The sequence below is a fragment of the Frankia sp. R43 genome, assembly GCF_001306465.1.
Taxonomy (GTDB): Bacteria; Actinomycetota; Actinomycetes; order Frankiales; family Frankiaceae; genus Parafrankia; species Parafrankia irregularis.
The window spans coordinates 84,837-100,772 of sequence record NZ_LFCW01000005.1 but is presented as its reverse complement, the minus strand read 5'-3'; the positions used below and the strand labels follow the sequence as shown (position 1 = coordinate 100,772).

The window sequence follows — 15,936 nt, the reverse complement described above, 5'->3', positions numbered from 1 at the left end:
GCCGACTGGGCCGCGATCTTCTCTCTGGTCCCCGCGGGTCATACGGTAATCAGGTCGGTGCGAGGGGTCATAAGGGGCGTGCGGGGGTGAACTGACGCGTGGAATGGTTGAGTACCGAGAACCTGGTAGCGATACTCACCGCACTGCTCGGTATTGCTGCGTCGTTCGCGGTCGTGTGGTACGAGCGCCGGGTGCCACGCCGGCGGCGCATCGGATACCGAGTGCAGATGGACATGCCCGTCGGTGGTGATGACCGGAGTGGGCAGGGCCAGGCCGATATTCGCCTGGGCCTTTTCAACGACCTTCCCGACATGGCGGATGCCACCCTCGTACTGCTCCGGATCGAGAACGACGGTGCGGAAAGCGTCGCCGACACCGACTACACCAGTCGTGACCTCCACGGCCTCACCGCCGTCTTCGCGGGCCGCGTCGTCCGGGGGGTCGCGGTCACCGTCACCCAGCCCGACGCCGAGCACCTCATGGAGCACTTCACCGCGTCCCGTGGCATGCGTAACAGCGGTAACACCATCTACCTGCCCAGGGTGCCGCTCAACCGTGGCCAGCACTACAAGCTCCTGGTACTTCTCACCGGCGGTGGGGTCGGTTCCGCGGTCCGGGTCAGCGGCGGGATCCGGGACGGCGCGGTGGCGCCCAACCGAAGCACGACGGTCGACGACAAGCCACCGTTGTTCAGCCAGCCGTCCCGCCTGATCACCGTTCTGCTCACGGTCTGCGTGACCGTGCTGGCCAGCATCATCGTGGTGGGTGATGGCACCCCACAGCCGATCGGCTGTGCCGCGGGAAACCTGACCGTCAACGGTTCGACGGCCTTCGCGCCGGTCATGCGGGAGGTGGCCGCAAGGTATGAGGCGGACTGCGCGGGTGCAACGGTCACGGTGGACACGCGCGGCAGCAACGAGGGCCTGACAAAGCTGGCCGCGGCGGGTTCCCCGGCGAAGGGCGCGCCGGAGATGATCACAATCTACGACGGCGCCGGACCGCAGGCGAACGCGGAACTCCTGTCGACCCGGGTCGGTGTCTCCGCCTTCGCCGTCGTGGTGAACAACGACCTGCCGGTGAAGAATCTCACCACGGACCAGGTCCGCAGAATATTCCGCGGGGATTTTCTCAACTGGAGCCAGCTCGACGGGCCTGATCTTCCGATCTCCCTGGTGAGCCGGGACGCCGACTCCGGAACCCGTGACCTGTTCCGGCGCGTTGTACTCGGCGCCGAAGGGGAGCCGGCGTTCACCTCGTACGACTGCGCGCGCCAGATCTACCCGCAGGACGGGGGCAAGGTGATCCGGTGTGAGCGGCGCAGCACCGGGGAGGTGCTCGCCGGGGTCGCGAGTCTGCCAGGAGCCATCGGCTACAGCGAGCTGAGGGCCGCCCTGGCGGTACCGGGCCTGCATACCGTGAGCCTCGACGGGCATTCACCGTCGATCGAGTCCCTCGGCAAAATGAGCTATCCGTTCGCCGCAGTGGAATTCGCCTACACCTATGGGCCGCCGCGCGCGGGTTCCCTCACCGCGAGCTTCCTTACCTATCTCACCCGTGACATCGGTCAAAGCGTGATGCGGGAGCAGGGGCACCTTCCCTGCTACACCCCGGAAGGCTTCCGCCGCTGCGAAGACCAACCCTGAACGGCCGGCGACCACCCCTGACGCGGTGGCGGTGACGGGTGCAGGCGTCTGGAACATCGGGAACCGGCCGGTCGTCCGGGTTTTCGTCAGGCTGTGGCGCTCGTTTGGTTCGTGACCATCCTCGGGCCCGTCTGCGTCCTGGTTCTCCTCAGTGCGGTCGATCGCTTCGCCACGTGGGCAACCACTCGCAGCTGGCTTCCGTGGCAACGCCGCCACGGTGGCCGCGGCGTGTCCACGGTCGTGCTCGACGAGTTGGAAGCCTGCTTCTATGCCGGCAAGCGACTCCAGATCGAGCAGCGCCGTACGGAGGAGATCCTCCGCGACGACGACTCCGAGGGCGCCCCACCCCGAGCGGAGCCCACTCAGGCGATCGTCTGCCTGCCAGTCGTGGCGGTGTCGCCGGGTTCGTCAGGGAATCCAGACACCCGGGCGACTGACATCCTGGCTGTGCCGATGCGGGCAGGACGCCCCGGACAGGCTTGACGCAGGCGTCCGCCCGGCCGCGCGTGGCCACGGCTGTTTCGGGCGGTCACGGACTGTCGCGGCACCTCATGGTCGCGATCGGCGCTGGGGGCGGTACGGTTCGTGCGCCAGCGTGAGATCTCGAAAATTTGGTCGGGGTGTGCGGTGGTCGCCGACGGTGTGGTCGGCGGGTCGGTTTCCGCCGGTCAGGTCGAGGAGTTGCCGTGGGCCCGTTGTCGCTGCAGGAGCTGATCGACTCCGAGGAGTTCGCGCTTGATCACGCCGGCCTCGCCGTGCTGCCGTTCGATGCGTGCATCCGGCTGTTGGGGACGGTGCCGGTGGGCCGGGTGGCCTTCGTGTCGGACGGCCAGGTCGTCCTGTTGACCGTCAATCACGCGATGGATGGCGACAGTGTGGTCTTCCGGTCGGCCGTCGGCTCCAAGCTGTCGGCGGCGGTGAACCATGACTCGGTCTCCTTCCAGGCCGACTGGTTCGACCCGGAGACCAGGGCGGGATGGAGCGTCCTGGTCACCGGTGTGGCGAGTCCTGTCGTCGAGGGCGCTCAGACCGCGGCACTGGAGCTCCTGGGGCTGGAGCCCTGGGCGGACGTCGTCGAGCGGCCGTTCTGGATCCGGATCGACCCGCGGTCGGTGACCGGCCGGGCGGTCGTGCGCGCGGAAAACTGACCTTCGGCCCGCCCGCCCACCTGGCCGCCCGCCCCCCCGCCTGGCCGGCGGGCACAGGGCCACCCGCTCGAGATCGCGTCCAACGGCAGGCTGCGGATGCCTGCCGCGCTCCATCGCGGCCGGAGGGCCCGCTGCCACCGACATGCTGGCACCTCACCGACGGTGACGACTCGCCGCGCGCGAGTTCCGTGACGCTCGATCACTCTGTGTAATCATCGCCGGGCGTCCCGTCACCAGCTGGGACGCACGACCGCGTTGCGCTGGTCGATCGACGTCTGCTGCCTGGCCCGTCGCGGTGTGGCATCGGCGGGCGGCCCAGGCCGAGGAGCGAGCATGCCGAGACGTCTACCGCGACGCCGGGCAGGTCTGCTCGCGTCGGCCGGATCAGTGGGCCCGCTGGCCTGGCGCGTGCCGGCTGTGGTCGCGCTGATCGTGCTGACAGCCACCGTGGCCCCGGCCATGGCCGTCACAATGTCCGCTGCTGGTGGTCCGTCCGCATCGGTCGACCCGCGGCCCGGCGCTGGCGAGTCCCCGCGCACTGCCACGGCGGCGCTGGCTCCCGCGATCACGGTGGCGACATCCGTGGCGCAGAGCTCGTTCTCCGGCGTCGGTCAGACGCTCGACTTCGCCTACCTGGTGACGAACAGCGCAGACGCGCCGCTGACGAACGTCGTCGTGCACGACGCGCTCGCCGGCGTGTCGCCGGCGACCTGTGCGGCCAACGAGCTGGCCCCGGGCGGAACCACCACCTGCGGTGCGACCTACGTGACGACCCAGGCGGACGTCGACCGCGGGCGGGTCGAGAACACCGCCGTCGCGAACGGCACGCCGCCGTCCGGCCCCCCGGTGACCTCGGCGCCGTCACACAGCTCCACCAGCTCCACGCCCCCGACCGGATCGATCAGCATCGTGGGCCCGTCGGTTCCGCCCACCTTCGGTGCTGGCTTCGGGTCTATCCCGTTTCGCCTGACCATCACCTTCGCCGTCACCAACACCGGTGCCGCGCCGCTGGGCGAGATCTCCATCCTGTCGGCGACACCGCCAGGCACCCAGATCACCTGCCCGGCGCAGGTGCTCGCCCCCGGCGAGTCCATGAACTGCGACAGCCTGACAAACACCACCCAGACGGATGTGGACCGAGGATCGGTCTACATCAGTGCCGTCGTCACCGGCCGGCTCGCCACCGGCAGGTGGACGTCGGCGGCCACGACCGTCTACGCGTACGCCGTCCAGCAACCGAGTCTCCAGTTGTTCGGGGACTCGTCCCCTGCTTTCAGCAAGGCCGGTGATCCGGTCGACTTCAACTACCGGATAGGCCAGAACGGAAACGTCACCCTGACCGACGTCACGCTGGAATCGTCACAGGCTGCCCCGGCCGCCGGCGTTGTCTGCGGCAGAAGGGTGCCTCCCATCCCCTTCGGCGGCACCTTCGGCTGCACGGTCAGGACCGTCGCGACCCAGGCTGACATCGACGCCGGCTTCATCGCGAACGTGGCCCGCCTTGTCGGCACCGCGCCGACGGGCGAGCTGATCACAACGCCGCCGAGGGTCACCATCCTGCAGCCCGAGGGTGCCGGGCCCATCCCCCCCACCACTGGCGCGATCTCCCTGGCCAAGTCCGCCGCGCCGGCCGAGTTCGTCGGCGCGGGCCAGCGGCTGGACTACTCCTACCTGGTGACGAACATCGGCCCGGTCGGCCTGTCCGGCGTCCGCGTCGTGGACGGCCTGCCAGGCCTGTCCCCGGTCGCCTGCCCGGCGACAACACTCGCTCCCGGCGCCGCGATGACCTGCACCGCCTCCTACCTCACCACCGACGCCGCCGCGAACGTCGGCCAGGTCCGCAACGACGCGTTCGCCTACGGAACGCCGCCCGGCGCGCCGCCGGTGCTCTCCGCCCCGGCAATCACGACGACGCCGGGCCGGCCCGCGCAGCAGCCCCATCCCGGCATCGCCCTCACGGCGCAGGTGGAGCCGACCACCGTCCCCGTCGCACAGCAGCTCCTGCACTACACCTACCTGGTGACGAACACCGGCGACGTCCCCCTGGAGAACATCCGGCTCTCCGAGGCGCTGCAGTCAGGGTTGGTGTCCTGCCCGAACGGTTCGCTGCCGCCCGGCGCGTCGATGTCCTGCACCGCCGACTACACCATCAAGGATCAGGACGTCGCCCGGGGCGTGGTGTACAGCGAAGCGATAGTGACCGGACAGCCCCCGTCCGGGCCACCGGTGATCTCGACGCCGGCGGAAACCTCCGCGACACTGCTGCCGCGGGCAACGATCTCGCTGACAAAATCCACGGTCCAGACGTCGTTCACCGGCCCGGGCGAGCCGATCGACCTCACCTACGCCGCGACGAACACCAGCGGCCAGCCGCTGACCAACGTGTTCGTGTACGACGCTCTGGCAGGTGTGCCGCCGGTGCGCTGCGCCGCGACGAGCCTCGCTCCGGCCCAGTCGACGACCTGCACCGCCCGCTATGTCACGACGCAGGCCGACGCCGACAGGGGCACGTTCAGCAACAGCGCTTGGGCGGCGGGCACGCCGCCGACGGGTCCGCCGGTCGTCTCCGAGCCGGCGATCGCGACGTTGTCGGTTCCGGTCCTGTCGCTGGTGAAGACCGCCAACACCACGTCCTTCACCGCCGCGGGTGAGCGGCTCACATACCTCTACATCGTCACCAACCGTGGCCCGGGCGCACTCACCGGCCTCGTGGTGAACGACCCGATGCCCGGCCTGTCGGCCGTGGACTGCCCGGTGACGACACTGGCCGTCACCGCGATGACGATCTGCACGGCGAACTACGTGACCACGCAGGCCGACGTCGACGCGCGGAAGGTCGAAAACGTGGCGACCGTGAGCGCGACCCCGGTGTTCGGGGCCACGGTGACCTCGAAGCCGTCAACCACCTCGGTTCTACTGCGCTCCGACACAGGCCCGGCCGGACCGCCCGGTCCTGCTGGGCCGGCTGGACCCGTTGGGCCGGCTGGGCCGCCTGGGCCGGCTGGGCCGCCTGGGCCGGTTGGGCCGCCTGGGCTGGTCGGGCCCGCTGGACCCGCTGGGCCGGTCGGTCCTGCCGGACCCCCAGGTCCCCCCGGACCGTCTGGCCACCGAGGATGGAAGATCGACATCGGGAAGATCCGTATCCCGCCCCTCTTCAGGTAGCTCGCGGTGAACGACGCCGCGGCCCGGTCAGACTGCCGGGGGCCGGCGCGGTGTTGCTGCCGATCGGGGTCGGCCGCGGGCGGTGCCCCTTGCCGAGCATGTGCAGCACCTTCCGCGTGAGGTCGACACCGTCGACACGGAGCTTCGCAATCCCGGTACGCCGCCCGCGGGAATCGAGCAGCCAGCGGATGGTCGCGTCCCGCTCCGGCGGTGAGTGCGTGATCTCCTCTTCGTCGTGGAGCCACTGGAACCACTACTGCCGGGCACGGGAGGTCTGGTTCACGTAGGCGCCCCCGCGGCCCTCGGGGCGTCGCGGGGTCGGGACGGTGCCGAACCAGATCGGGAACTCCTCGATCTGGGGCTTCGTGATCTGAGCTGCTGGGTCGAGTGGGTCGGCGGAGTCGGCCAGGTAGTTGATCAGCGCGGTGGCGGCGTCGAGGTGGAGCTTGCGGGTCTTGGGCGCGCGCCGCGCCGCTTCCATCGAGCGGTTCCAGCTCGTAAGCAACAGTCCCCAGAGGGGTCCAGACCCCCGCGAAGATCGGCCATGCGCGGAAAGTCAACACGCCTATCAGCGCTGTACTCGACCCTCATGATCACTGTTAGTCGGGCCCAGCGCAGGCCAGAGCCTGTTTGTGCCCCTGGCAGGAATCGGACCCGCGGCCTACCGCCTAGGAGTGCCATGGTGACCTGTTCACCGACGTCCCTGACGGTCTGGCAGGGGCGCCAGCGCGGTCGGTGGCATCGTCGCAACCGGCGCTGAACGACCACGAACGAGACCAGAACTGAGACCCACGCAGTGGACGTCCCAACGGACCTTGGCCGGCCCTGGTGCTGTCGCGAGCATGACCAGACGCGCTCTTCGATGGACACCCAAGGCCAGCAGGTCACTGCGTCCGGGACTGTGCCCCACGGTGGCAACACGACGACTTGATCACGCTTACCGAGGTGTGCAACGTCCACGCGGTTGCGCTTGGCAAGATGTGGGACGTCGCTCCGCACCCACACGCGCACGAGTCGGAGAGCCCAGGAAACTTCCGAAGTCACGACATTCAGCCGTTCGCGGGTGGGATGACATCCCCGGCACACACGCTCGTGCCCATGGAGATCAAAGGCTGGGTCGACCGGGTCAACGCGATCGGGCCCGGCATCGTCAAGGGTGAGCACGCGATCGAGCAGGTTCCTGAGATGCTGGCAGGCATCCATGTCCGCTTTGAACAGATCCACCCGTTCCTTGACGGCAACGGGCGCACCGGACGACTCGCGCTCAACCTGATCTTGGTTCGGTTGGGCTGGCCTCCGGCGATCATCCTCAAGGCGCAGCGAGCCTCTACCTCAAGGCTCTCGACCGCGCCGACCATGACGATCTTGGCTCGCTGGCCGAGATTATTGCCAGGTCGGTCATCGACAATCTGCACCGACTGATCCCGAACATCGCCGGGCCTGCGAGGTATGTCCCCTTTGAGGCTCTGGTTGACGACGAGTTCAGCCTTGCCGCCCTCAAGCAGGCGGCAACTCGGGGAAGTCTAGAGGCGATCATCGGCCCGGATGGGCGCTACCGCTCCAGTAAGGCAGCACTCGGCGCCTACAAGGCATCGAAATACTCGCGGCGCAGGTGACGCCGACCGCAAGGATCCCTCTGGGGCGTAACCAACATCGCATCCACAACGCGCACGGCCAGAACCCCGACGGCCGCCACGCCATCGGAGCCCCAGCTCTGCTCGGCACCCGGGTGTGTTGGGCCGCCGCCGCCGCCGCGAGCGCGAAGCGCAGCGGCCGGGGGCTCGGGGGGGGGGCGAAGCCCCCTGAGCTGGGGGTTCCAGGGGGTGGCCCCCTGGGCCAGCATGGCGCGGGAGCCCGGGAAGGCGGCCGAAGGCCACCGAACAGGCGGAAGCCGATCGTGTGCCCCTGGCAGGAATCGGACCTGCGGCCTACCGCTTAGGAGGCGGTCGCTCTATCCACTGAGCTACAGAGGCATTGCGCCGCAATAATACAAGGATTCGGCCGCTGCCTCACGCCGGACCTGTCGCGTACTGCGGCGAGTGGCGCGAACCTACCCGATGCTCCTCGGATCTTCGAAAACCATCGGCAAGTCTACTCGCCACCGCGCCGGGGTGGTTGACGTCCGTTGGGCGGCCACGCGCTCGATGGTCCTGCGGGCTGGCTGAGCGTGCGCGCTGCGTGATCAGACGTCTTTTCGGGGGCCGGGGATCAGCCGAACTGCTCGGCCATCTCGACGAGTTCCTTGCAGCGGGGGCAGACCGGGTAGCGCTGCGGGTCGCGGACCGGCTCGAACTTGTAGCCGCACAGGGCTGTTACGCGGCCACCCTCGATGGAGGCTCGGACGATCTCCTCGCGGCGCGCGTAGTGGGAGTGGTCATCTCCCTCGTTGGTGCGGGTGTCGGACGTCTCCGGCGCGATCTGCGTGGTGCTCATACCCTTGAGTGTAGGTACCTGCCCGCGTCGTGCCGCCCTGACGGTGTGGGTGCCGTGGTGGCTGCGTGACCGCAGGCGAGATCATGCTCGCGGCCGTCTGGGCTCCTGCCCGGCGGTGCCGCCGTGTTCCTGGAAGCCGGTCCTTAATGTCGTGTTTGTGCATGCTCCGGGCTGGGTCGAGGTGCGGGCGTGCCGAGCTGGCGACGCCTGTCCTCCGACAAGGCCCAATCCCCACTTTGGGTACCCGGTCGGGTACCCTCGGTGGGTAGGGAGCGGTTCGGCGTGGTGACGACGGAGCGGCTTCCGGGGCGGCTTGGCCATACCACAATCCGACACCAGGACGCAGAGGAATGTGGCTCCTCCTGAGGGGCGTTGAAGCGTACTCTGGTTGCGGACGAAGGAGACCGGTGACTGGACTGATTGACAGTACCGAGATGTACCTCCGGACCCTGTACGAGCTACGGGAGGAGGGCATCACCCCGCTGCGTGCCCGCCTGGTCGAACGGCTGCATGTGAGTGCTCCGGCGGCCAGTGAGTCGACTGCGCGGCTGGCGAGCGAGGGCCTGGTGGCCCTGGCTGATGACCGGACGGTGCAGTTCACGGAGAAGGGCCTGGTCAGGGCCACGGCGGTGATGCGTAAGCATCGTCTCGCCGAGCTACTCCTGACCAAGATCATTGGCTTGGACTGGGCGCTGGTTCACAACGAGGCATGTCGCTGGGAGCACGTGATCTCGGACGAGGTCGAGGCCCGGCTGACGGTTCTTCTGGGTGATCCGAAGCGTTGCCCCTTCGGCAACGAGATCCCGGCCCCGTTGGAGACCGCCGAGCCGCCCGTCGCGGCCCCGGTGAGCCTGCTCACCTCCGCTGAGCGGAATGTCAGTGGCCCCAAGGCCGTGACGGTGAGCTGGATCTCCGAACGCCTCCAGACCGACGAGAACGCGATGCGCACCCTGCGCGACGCATCGGTCGTGCCAGGCGCGAAGATCTCGCTGAACGCTCGTGGTGACAGGCTTTACATCGCGAAGCCGGACGGCGACGCCGACGAATCGGAGATCAGCCGGGGCATGGCGTCCCTGGTCTACGTCGATCACTGAGCCTTTTCCGTCGTCGGCTCGGCCTCCGCGGCATCCGTGTCCGCGGGCTGTGTGACGGAGAAGGCTCACTGACACTCCGGCGAGCCAGCGGTGGCGCCCGCCACAGCGGTGCGCCTGTCGGCAAGCGTCGCTCGGCTCATCTCGAACAACTTCACTGCTGGTATCTGAGGACCGGGCCCGGTGGGTCCGGTCCGATGTCTTTCCGGGGAGAGGTCGGGCGCCGTTGCGTGCGCCAGACGTTTGGCGGACCAGGCGGCCCGGCAAGCTGATAGCCCATAGGTGCTGGTTGGCCGGGTGTGGCCTGGCATGTTCTGGCCGGCAGGCGCTCCGGCCGTGGTGGGAGCCGGCGCCACGGCCTGACCTGCCAGGGCTGGGCTCGCCGCTGCCAGGGCTGGGCTCGGTCTCGTCCGGCCGCCACAGCCCACCGCTGCGGGCTCCGACGGTCGCTGCTCGTTCCAGAGCGCCCCGCGGATGAGGTGCCCCGTACAGCGCGGTCAGGCTCCGGGACGTACACCGCCCTGGAAGGACGACCACCACACGTTCTCGATCCGCACGACCTCTCCGGTGCGCGGGGCGTGGATCATCTTTCCATCACCGATGTAGATGCCGACGTGATAAAGATCCGCGCCGAAGAAGACGAGATCGCCGGGAATCAGCTCCGCGCGGGAGACCCGCCGACCGGATGTCCACTGGTCGCCGGTGTAGTGGGGGATGGCGACGCCTGCCTTGCCCCAGACCCACTGGGCCAGCCCGGAGCAGTCGAAGCTGTCCGGTCCCTCGGCTCCCCAGACGTACGGTTTCCCCAGCTTTGCGTGGGCTTCCTGGACCGCGCGGGCGGCCCCGCCGCTGCCGCCGGTGGGGGGCGGTGGCGCCGGCGCGACGGGTGCGGCGGCGAAGGCTGAGCCGGCCGTCGCGACGAGCCCGGCTTCCCGGGTCAGGCGTTCACGTTCCAGCGCGGCCTGGCGGGCCGCTTCCGCGGCTGCCGCGGCTTCGGCGGCCTGACGGGCACGTAGCGCGGCTGCTTCCCGTTCGCGGGCCTCTCGTTCCAGCTGGGCCTGTCGGCCGATCAGGTCGTCCAACAGCTGGTGCTGTTCGGCGGCGGAGGCTTCGATTCCGCGCCGTTGCTCGGAGAGTGAGTCGACGACGTGCTGACGACCGGCGAGGGCCTCGTCGGCGGCCTGCTTCGCCTCGGTCTGGTCGTGACGGGCCAGGCGCAGGTCGGACTCGGCGGCCCGCTGCCGCCGCGACAGTGCGTTGACGGCGCCGGCGCGGTCGAGCGCGGTCCGTGGATCTCCGGTAAGCAGGATGGAAAGCTGTTCGAAACCGCCTGAGCGGTAGGCCGAGGTCGCCAGCCCACGGTGGCGGTCCGACGCCGTTCGGACGGCTGCGTCCGCCGCGCTGAGGCGCTGACGGGCGGTTGTCGCGGTGCGTTCCGCCTCGGCGAGCCGGATGCGTTCCGCGTTGTACTGCTCGGCTGCCACGGAGAGCTGGTGCCCGAGCTCGTCGATACGGGCCCGGGTGGTCGCGATCTGCGCGGTGACGCTACCGAGGTCCTCTGCGTGGCCTTCCCGCGGCCGGTCGCCGGAGCCGGAGCCGGAGCCGGCGCGTGAGTCGGAGCCGGCGCGAGAGGCGGAGTCGGAGCCGGCGCGAGGGCTGGCGCCTGGCTCGGCGCGGGCGATACCGAGGCCGACTCCGAGGCCTGGACCAGCTGTCAGCGCGGGGCCTGCAGTCAGCACGCCAACCAGCGCGACGAGGGCCGGGCGCCGGCCTCGCGGACCGCTCTCCCGAGGCCGCGGTGGCGGCTCGCGGCGCCATTTCTCGTCTTTCGTGCTCGATGAGCTCGGCCCTTCAATACCTCCTCTGTCATCCGCGGCGGACGAAGCGGGCGAATTCATACCCGATCGGGGGATACTGTTGGCCTCGTGGGACGGGCTGCCGGCGCTATGCCAGCCCTCCGTCGGAACACTGGTCACGACGCGGCACCGTAACTCTGTGCAGTTGTAGAGTCACGGAAGCGCGCCGACCGACACGGAGGGTCTCGGAACGCCCACCTGGTGCCCAAGGTCGGGGCGCACGGGTCGCCCAATTCAGCGATTTCACACGTCGGAAACAGATTAGACACTAGAACGGAACAGATCTTATCGACTCTTCGGCCGGAGGGACCGGGACGAGCGCAGCGTGGCCGGAGTCCGGGTAGCGCAGTCCGCGCGGTGCGCGCGGGGGGAATGACAGGAGTGACATGGCAGAACTGAACTCGGGCGACACCGCGTGGGTGCTGATCAGCGCCGCGATCGTGCTCTTCATGACGCCCGGCCTGGCATTTTTCTACGGCGGCATGGTCCGCGCGAAGAATGTGCTGGGCATGCTGATGCAGAATTTCTTCACCATGGGCATGATCACCCTGGTGTGGTCGGTCATCGGATTCAGCCTCGCATTCGGCGCGGGCAACGGATTCTGGGGTGGCCTCGACTTTTTCGCGCTTCAGGACCTGACCGCCAGCGACGGCGCGTACCCCTACGTCGCGTTCGTCGCCTTCCAGATGATGTTCGCGGTCATCACCCCGGCGCTGATCACCGGGGCGATCGCGGACCGGATGAAGTTCAGCGCCTTCGCGGTCTTCATCACGCTGTGGTCGATCCTCGTCTACTCGCCGATCGCGCACTGGGTCTGGGCGAGCACCGGCTGGCTGTTCGAGCGGGGCGCGCTTGACTTCGCCGGTGGCACGGTCGTCCACGCGAACGCCGGTATCGCCGCGATCGTGCTCGCCGTGGTGCTGGGCAACCGGCGTGGCTGGCCCGGCGGCGACTTCCGCCCGCACAATGTGCCGTTCGTCCTGCTCGGCACCGGCATCCTGTGGGTCGGCTGGTTCGGCTTCAACGCCGGCTCCGCGCTGGGTGCGAACAAGGTCGCGGCGTTCGCCCTGCTCAACACTCAGATCGGCGCCGCCACGGCCATCCTCGGCTGGATCGCCATCGAGTACCTGCGGGACGGCAAGGCCACCACGCTCGGCGCCGCCTCCGGTGCGGTCGCCGGTCTGGTCGCCATCACGCCGGCCTGTGGTTTTGTCTCGCCGATGGGATCGATCGCCATCGGTCTGATCGCGGGTGCGGTCTGCGCACTGGCCACCTCGATCAAGGGCAAGGTCGGCATCGACGACTCGCTCGACGTCGGCGCGGTCCACCTCGTCGGTGGTGTCCTCGGTGCACTGCTCACCGGTTTCTTCGCGACCGTCGACACCAACCCGGCGGGCAAGGACGGCGTGTTCTACGGCGGCCCCTGGAAGGTCGTGCTCGAGCAGCTGATCGCCATCGGCGCGACGCTGGGCTACTCCGCGGTCGTGACCCTGCTGATCGCTCTGGCGATCAAGTACACGATCGGCCTCAAGGTCTCCGAGGAGGAAGAGGAGCAGGGCCTCGACGAGGCGCTGCACGGTGAGACCGCCTACCGCCAGACCTCGCTCAGCAGCGGCAGCGGGTTCACCTCCGTCGCCGCCGCCCGTGTCCCCGAGGAGGCCCAGGCATGAAGCTCGTCACCGCGGTCATCAAGCCGTTCAAGGTCGACGACGTGAAGACGGCGCTGGAAGGTCTCGGCGTGCACGGTCTCACGATCTCCGAGGTTCAGGGATACGGCCGCCAGAAGGGGCACACCGAGGTCTACCGGGGCGCCGAGTACAAGGTGGACTTCGTCCCGAAAATCAAGATCGAGGTCGTTGTCGACGACGAGGCGGTGGACGAGCTCGTCGCCGCGATCACCACGTCTGCCCAGACCGGCAAGATCGGTGACGGGAAAGTGTGGGTCGTTCCCGTCGACGCGGTTGTCCGTGTGCGGACGGGCGAGCGGGGCTCGGACGCTCTGTAAGCCGTACGAAACATCCTGGGGGCGCACCTGTTACGGTGCGCCCCCTTTCCGTTTCGGTGCCGTGACGACCAGAAGAGCTTTCGGTCGCATATCACCGGACAGCGGGAAGGAAAGTGCGCGAGAGTGCCAGAGTGGGGGCTGTGGACCAGTAGGACGGGGGCGACCGGTGGACGCGAGACTCCAGGCTCTGCGGGGCCGTGCGGACGAATTTCCCGGTTTGACCGGATCCGCGCTGCGTGCGGCCCTGGCCGAACTCGCCGACGCCGCGCTCGCCGACCTGTTCGGAGAACCAGGTGCCGGTATCGCGCTGCTGGCCGTGGGCGGCTACGGGCGCCGCGAGCCGGCCTTCGGCAGCGACCTCGACCTCGTGCTCGTCCACGACGGTCGCCGCAAGGACGTGTCCGCGGTCGCCGACGCGATCTGGTACCCGCTGTGGGACGCCGGGGTCGGCCTGGACCACAGCGTCCGCACCGTCGACGAAGCCGTCACCGTCGCCGACACCGACCTCAAGGCGGCCCTGGGCCTGCTCGACGCACGTCTCATCCGCGGTGACACCGGCCTCGCGGCGAAGCTCGTCGACACGGTCCGGGCCCGTTGGCGGTCGCGGGCGTCACGTCGGCTGCCGGAGCTCGCCCTGTCGGTCAACGAGCGGGCTCGCCGGACGGGAGAGGTCGCCTTCCTCCTCGAGCCGGACCTGAAGGACTCCCGGGGCGGCATGCGCGATGTGCAGGCGCTGAAGGCACTCGCCGCCGCCTGGGTGGCCGAGGAGCCCCCGGCGCGCGTCCAGCAGGCCTACGAGGTGCTGCTGGACGTCCGCGGTGAGGTGCGCCGGATCGGTCAGGGCCGCGGGCAGGACCGGCTTCTCCTGCAGGACGGCGAGGCGGTGGCCACGGCCCTGGGCTACCCGGACTCCGTCGCCGTCTCCCGCGCGGTCGCCGACGCGGGCCGGGTCATCTCCTGGACCTGGGACACCACCTGGTATCGGGTCGCGGCCGCGCAGCGCTCCAGCTCCAGGATCGGCGCCGGGCTGCGCCGCCCGGTCCGCCGGCCGCTGGACGAAGGCGTGGTCGAGCAGGACGGGGAGATCCAGCTGGCCCGGGACGCCGATCCGGCGAACGACCCCGGACTCGTCCTGCGTGCGGCCGCCGCCGCGGCGCGCACCGGCATCCCGTTCGGCCGCTACGCCATCGACCGGCTCGCCCAGGAGGCGCCCGCGATGCCCGCGCCCTGGCCCGAGGCCGCGCGCGACGACCTGGTCAGCCTGCTGGCGACCGGTGACCCCGCGATCCGGGTGATGGAGTCCCTCGACCAGGTGGGGCTGCTCGAGCGGCTGATCCCCGAGTGGGCCGCGGTGCGCAGCAGGCCACAGCGCAACCCGTACCACCGCTACACCGTCGACCGGCATCTGCTCGAGGCCGCCGCCCGCGCCGCCGCGCACACCCGGGACGTCGACCGGCCCGACCTGCTCCTGCTCGGCGCGCTGCTGCACGATATCGGCAAGGGATACCCAGGAGACCACACCGACGCCGGCATCGACGTCGTGCGAGAGCTGGCGCCCCGGCTGGGGCTCCCGCCCGAGGACACCGAGATCCTGCTCGCGATGATCCGGCACCATCTCCTGCTGGTCGAGGCCGCGACGAGGCGGGACATCGACGACACCGCCACGATCGAGTCGGTGGCCGCCTCCGCCGGCAGCGTCCGAGTGCTCACCCTGCTGCACCGGCTCACCGAGGCCGACGCCCAGGCGACCGGGCCGACCGCCTGGAACGCCTGGAAGGCCCGGCTCGTCTCCGAGCTCGTCCAACGCGCCACGGCCGTGCTCGACGGCCGTGAGCCGCCCTGCCCGCCCGCCCTGTCCGACCGCCAGATCGCGCTGCTCGCGCTGCCCGGCGACCTCACCGTGCAGGTCAACCCGCTGCCCGACGAGGGCATGTTCGAGATCGTCGTCGTGACGGCCGACGACCGGGTGGGGCTGCTAGCCACCACCGCGGGCGTGCTCGCGCTCAACCGGCTGGACGTCCGACGTGCCTCGGCGCGAAGCTCCGCCGGACGGTCCCTGCTGCAGGCCGCCGTCGCCGCGCCGCACGGCGAGCGGCCCGACCTCCAACGGCTCCAGGCGGACCTGCGTGGGGCGATCACGGGCAGCCTCGACCTGACCGCACGGCTCGCCGGCCGCGAACAGGACTATGCATCGAGTCGGCGGCGCAGCACCCCGGCGCCACCCCAGGTGATCTTCGACGATTCCGGCTCGGTGCCGGTGGTCGAGGTCCGGGCGCCCGACCGTGCCGGCGTGCTGCACCGCATCGCCAGGGCGCTGGCCGAGACGGGCCTGGACGTCCGCACCGCGATCGTCGCGACCCTGGGCCTGGACGTGGTCGATGCCTTCTACGTCGAGGATCCGGTCGAGGGGCCGGCCGGCACGCGACCGGCCGCGGTGCTCAGCGGCGAACGGCGCGCCGAGGTGGAGTCCGTCGTCCTGGCAGCCCTGACCGCAGGCGCGGTGGCCGGCGCCAGCACCGGTGACGGCCCGTGACCTTCCACCTTGCTCCCGTCACGTTCGTCGCCGTCCGATACCTGAGGGTGTCCTGATCGGGAGCC

The 15,936-nt window shown here is 69.7% G+C and carries 12 protein-coding genes and 1 tRNA gene; 9 read left to right on the top strand and 4 right to left on the bottom strand.

The genetic code is table 11. The annotated features are described in order from the left end of the window. The first annotated feature begins 98 nt into the window (after positions 1-98). From ACG83_RS21455 to ACG83_RS21440, 4 genes are all read left to right on the top strand, one after another. Positions 99-1,643: a PstS family phosphate ABC transporter substrate-binding protein gene (locus tag ACG83_RS21455; RefSeq protein WP_054568050.1), complete on the top strand. Its 1,545-nt coding sequence runs from the start codon at positions 99-101 to the stop codon at positions 1,641-1,643. Positions 1,644-1,871: 228 nt separating this feature from the next. After that, positions 1,872-2,126, top strand: a complete 255-nt coding sequence (locus ACG83_RS21450) for a DUF6191 domain-containing protein (protein ID WP_152991475.1) — start codon at positions 1,872-1,874, stop codon at positions 2,124-2,126. Between the two features lie 203 nt (positions 2,127-2,329). After that, on the top strand, positions 2,330-2,791 hold the full coding sequence (locus ACG83_RS21445; protein ID WP_054568048.1) for a pyridoxamine 5'-phosphate oxidase family protein: 462 nt from the start codon (positions 2,330-2,332) through the stop codon (positions 2,789-2,791). Between the two features lie 333 nt (positions 2,792-3,124). Beyond that, positions 3,125-5,953, top strand: a complete 2,829-nt coding sequence (locus ACG83_RS21440) for a hypothetical protein (RefSeq protein ID WP_054568047.1) — start codon at positions 3,125-3,127, stop codon at positions 5,951-5,953. A 253-nt stretch (positions 5,954-6,206) separates the two neighbouring features. Here the strand turns inward: ACG83_RS21440 and ACG83_RS21435 are convergent, their stop codons facing one another. Further along, positions 6,207-6,434, bottom strand: a complete 228-nt coding sequence (locus ACG83_RS21435) for a hypothetical protein (RefSeq protein ID WP_054568046.1) — start codon at positions 6,432-6,434, stop codon at positions 6,207-6,209. A 446-nt stretch (positions 6,435-6,880) separates the two neighbouring features. Between ACG83_RS21435 and ACG83_RS21430 the strand changes: the two genes are divergently transcribed. Continuing rightward, entirely contained in the window at positions 6,881-7,375 is a 495-nt protein-coding gene (locus ACG83_RS21430) for a Fic family protein (RefSeq protein WP_054568045.1), read from the top strand. Positions 7,376-7,853: 478 nt separating this feature from the next. On the opposite strand, the gene ACG83_RS21425 is transcribed toward ACG83_RS21430, so the two are convergent. Both ACG83_RS21425 and ACG83_RS21420 read right to left on the bottom strand, forming a co-directional pair. Then, positions 7,854-7,926 (bottom strand) — tRNA-Arg (locus ACG83_RS21425). A gap of 235 nt (positions 7,927-8,161) precedes the next feature. Continuing rightward, positions 8,162-8,386, bottom strand: a complete 225-nt coding sequence (locus ACG83_RS21420; protein ID WP_006538809.1) for a DUF3039 domain-containing protein — start codon at positions 8,384-8,386, stop codon at positions 8,162-8,164. A 407-nt stretch (positions 8,387-8,793) separates the two neighbouring features. Here ACG83_RS21420 and ACG83_RS21415 point away from each other — a divergent pair, with 407 nt between their 5' ends. Beyond that, the gene (locus ACG83_RS21415) at positions 8,794-9,480 is read left to right on the top strand and encodes a metal-dependent transcriptional regulator (protein WP_054568044.1); all 687 of its coding nucleotides are present in this window, start codon (positions 8,794-8,796) and stop codon (positions 9,478-9,480) included. Positions 9,481-9,974: 494 nt separating this feature from the next. Here ACG83_RS21415 and ACG83_RS21410 read toward each other — a convergent pair whose 3' ends face one another. Then, positions 9,975-11,216, bottom strand: a complete 1,242-nt coding sequence (locus ACG83_RS21410; protein ID WP_235498073.1) for a C40 family peptidase — start codon at positions 11,214-11,216, stop codon at positions 9,975-9,977. Between the two features lie 503 nt (positions 11,217-11,719). Here ACG83_RS21410 and ACG83_RS21405 point away from each other — a divergent pair. From ACG83_RS21405 to ACG83_RS21395, 3 genes are all read left to right on the top strand, one after another. After that, positions 11,720-13,003, top strand: coding sequence for an ammonium transporter (locus tag ACG83_RS21405; protein ID WP_054568043.1), 1,284 nt, complete (start codon positions 11,720-11,722; stop codon positions 13,001-13,003). Then, positions 13,000-13,338, top strand: coding sequence for a P-II family nitrogen regulator (locus tag ACG83_RS21400; RefSeq protein WP_054568042.1), 339 nt, complete (start codon positions 13,000-13,002; stop codon positions 13,336-13,338). Before ACG83_RS21405 ends, ACG83_RS21400 begins: the two co-directional genes overlap by 4 nt. Positions 13,339-13,504: 166 nt before the next feature. Then, the gene (locus tag ACG83_RS21395) at positions 13,505-15,871 is read left to right on the top strand and encodes a [protein-PII] uridylyltransferase (RefSeq protein WP_054568041.1); all 2,367 of its coding nucleotides are present in this window, start codon (positions 13,505-13,507) and stop codon (positions 15,869-15,871) included. Positions 15,872-15,936: the final 65 nt, after the last annotated feature.

What these genes read in the sequence shown, in the direction of transcription:
- ACG83_RS21440 (WP_054568047.1), top strand. Translation starts at nt 3,125, where the DNA reads ATGCCGAGACGTCTACCGCGACGCCGGGCAGGTCTGCTCGCGTCGGCC.
- ACG83_RS21435 (WP_054568046.1), bottom strand. Translation starts at nt 6,434, where the DNA reads ATGGAAGCGGCGCGGCGCGCGCCCAAGACCCGCAAGCTCCACCTCGAC.
- ACG83_RS21420 (WP_006538809.1), bottom strand. Translation starts at nt 8,386, where the DNA reads ATGAGCACCACGCAGATCGCGCCGGAGACGTCCGACACCCGCACCAAC.
- ACG83_RS21405 (WP_054568043.1), top strand. Translation starts at nt 11,720, where the DNA reads ATGGCAGAACTGAACTCGGGCGACACCGCGTGGGTGCTGATCAGCGCC.
- ACG83_RS21400 (WP_054568042.1), top strand. Translation starts at nt 13,000, where the DNA reads ATGAAGCTCGTCACCGCGGTCATCAAGCCGTTCAAGGTCGACGACGTG.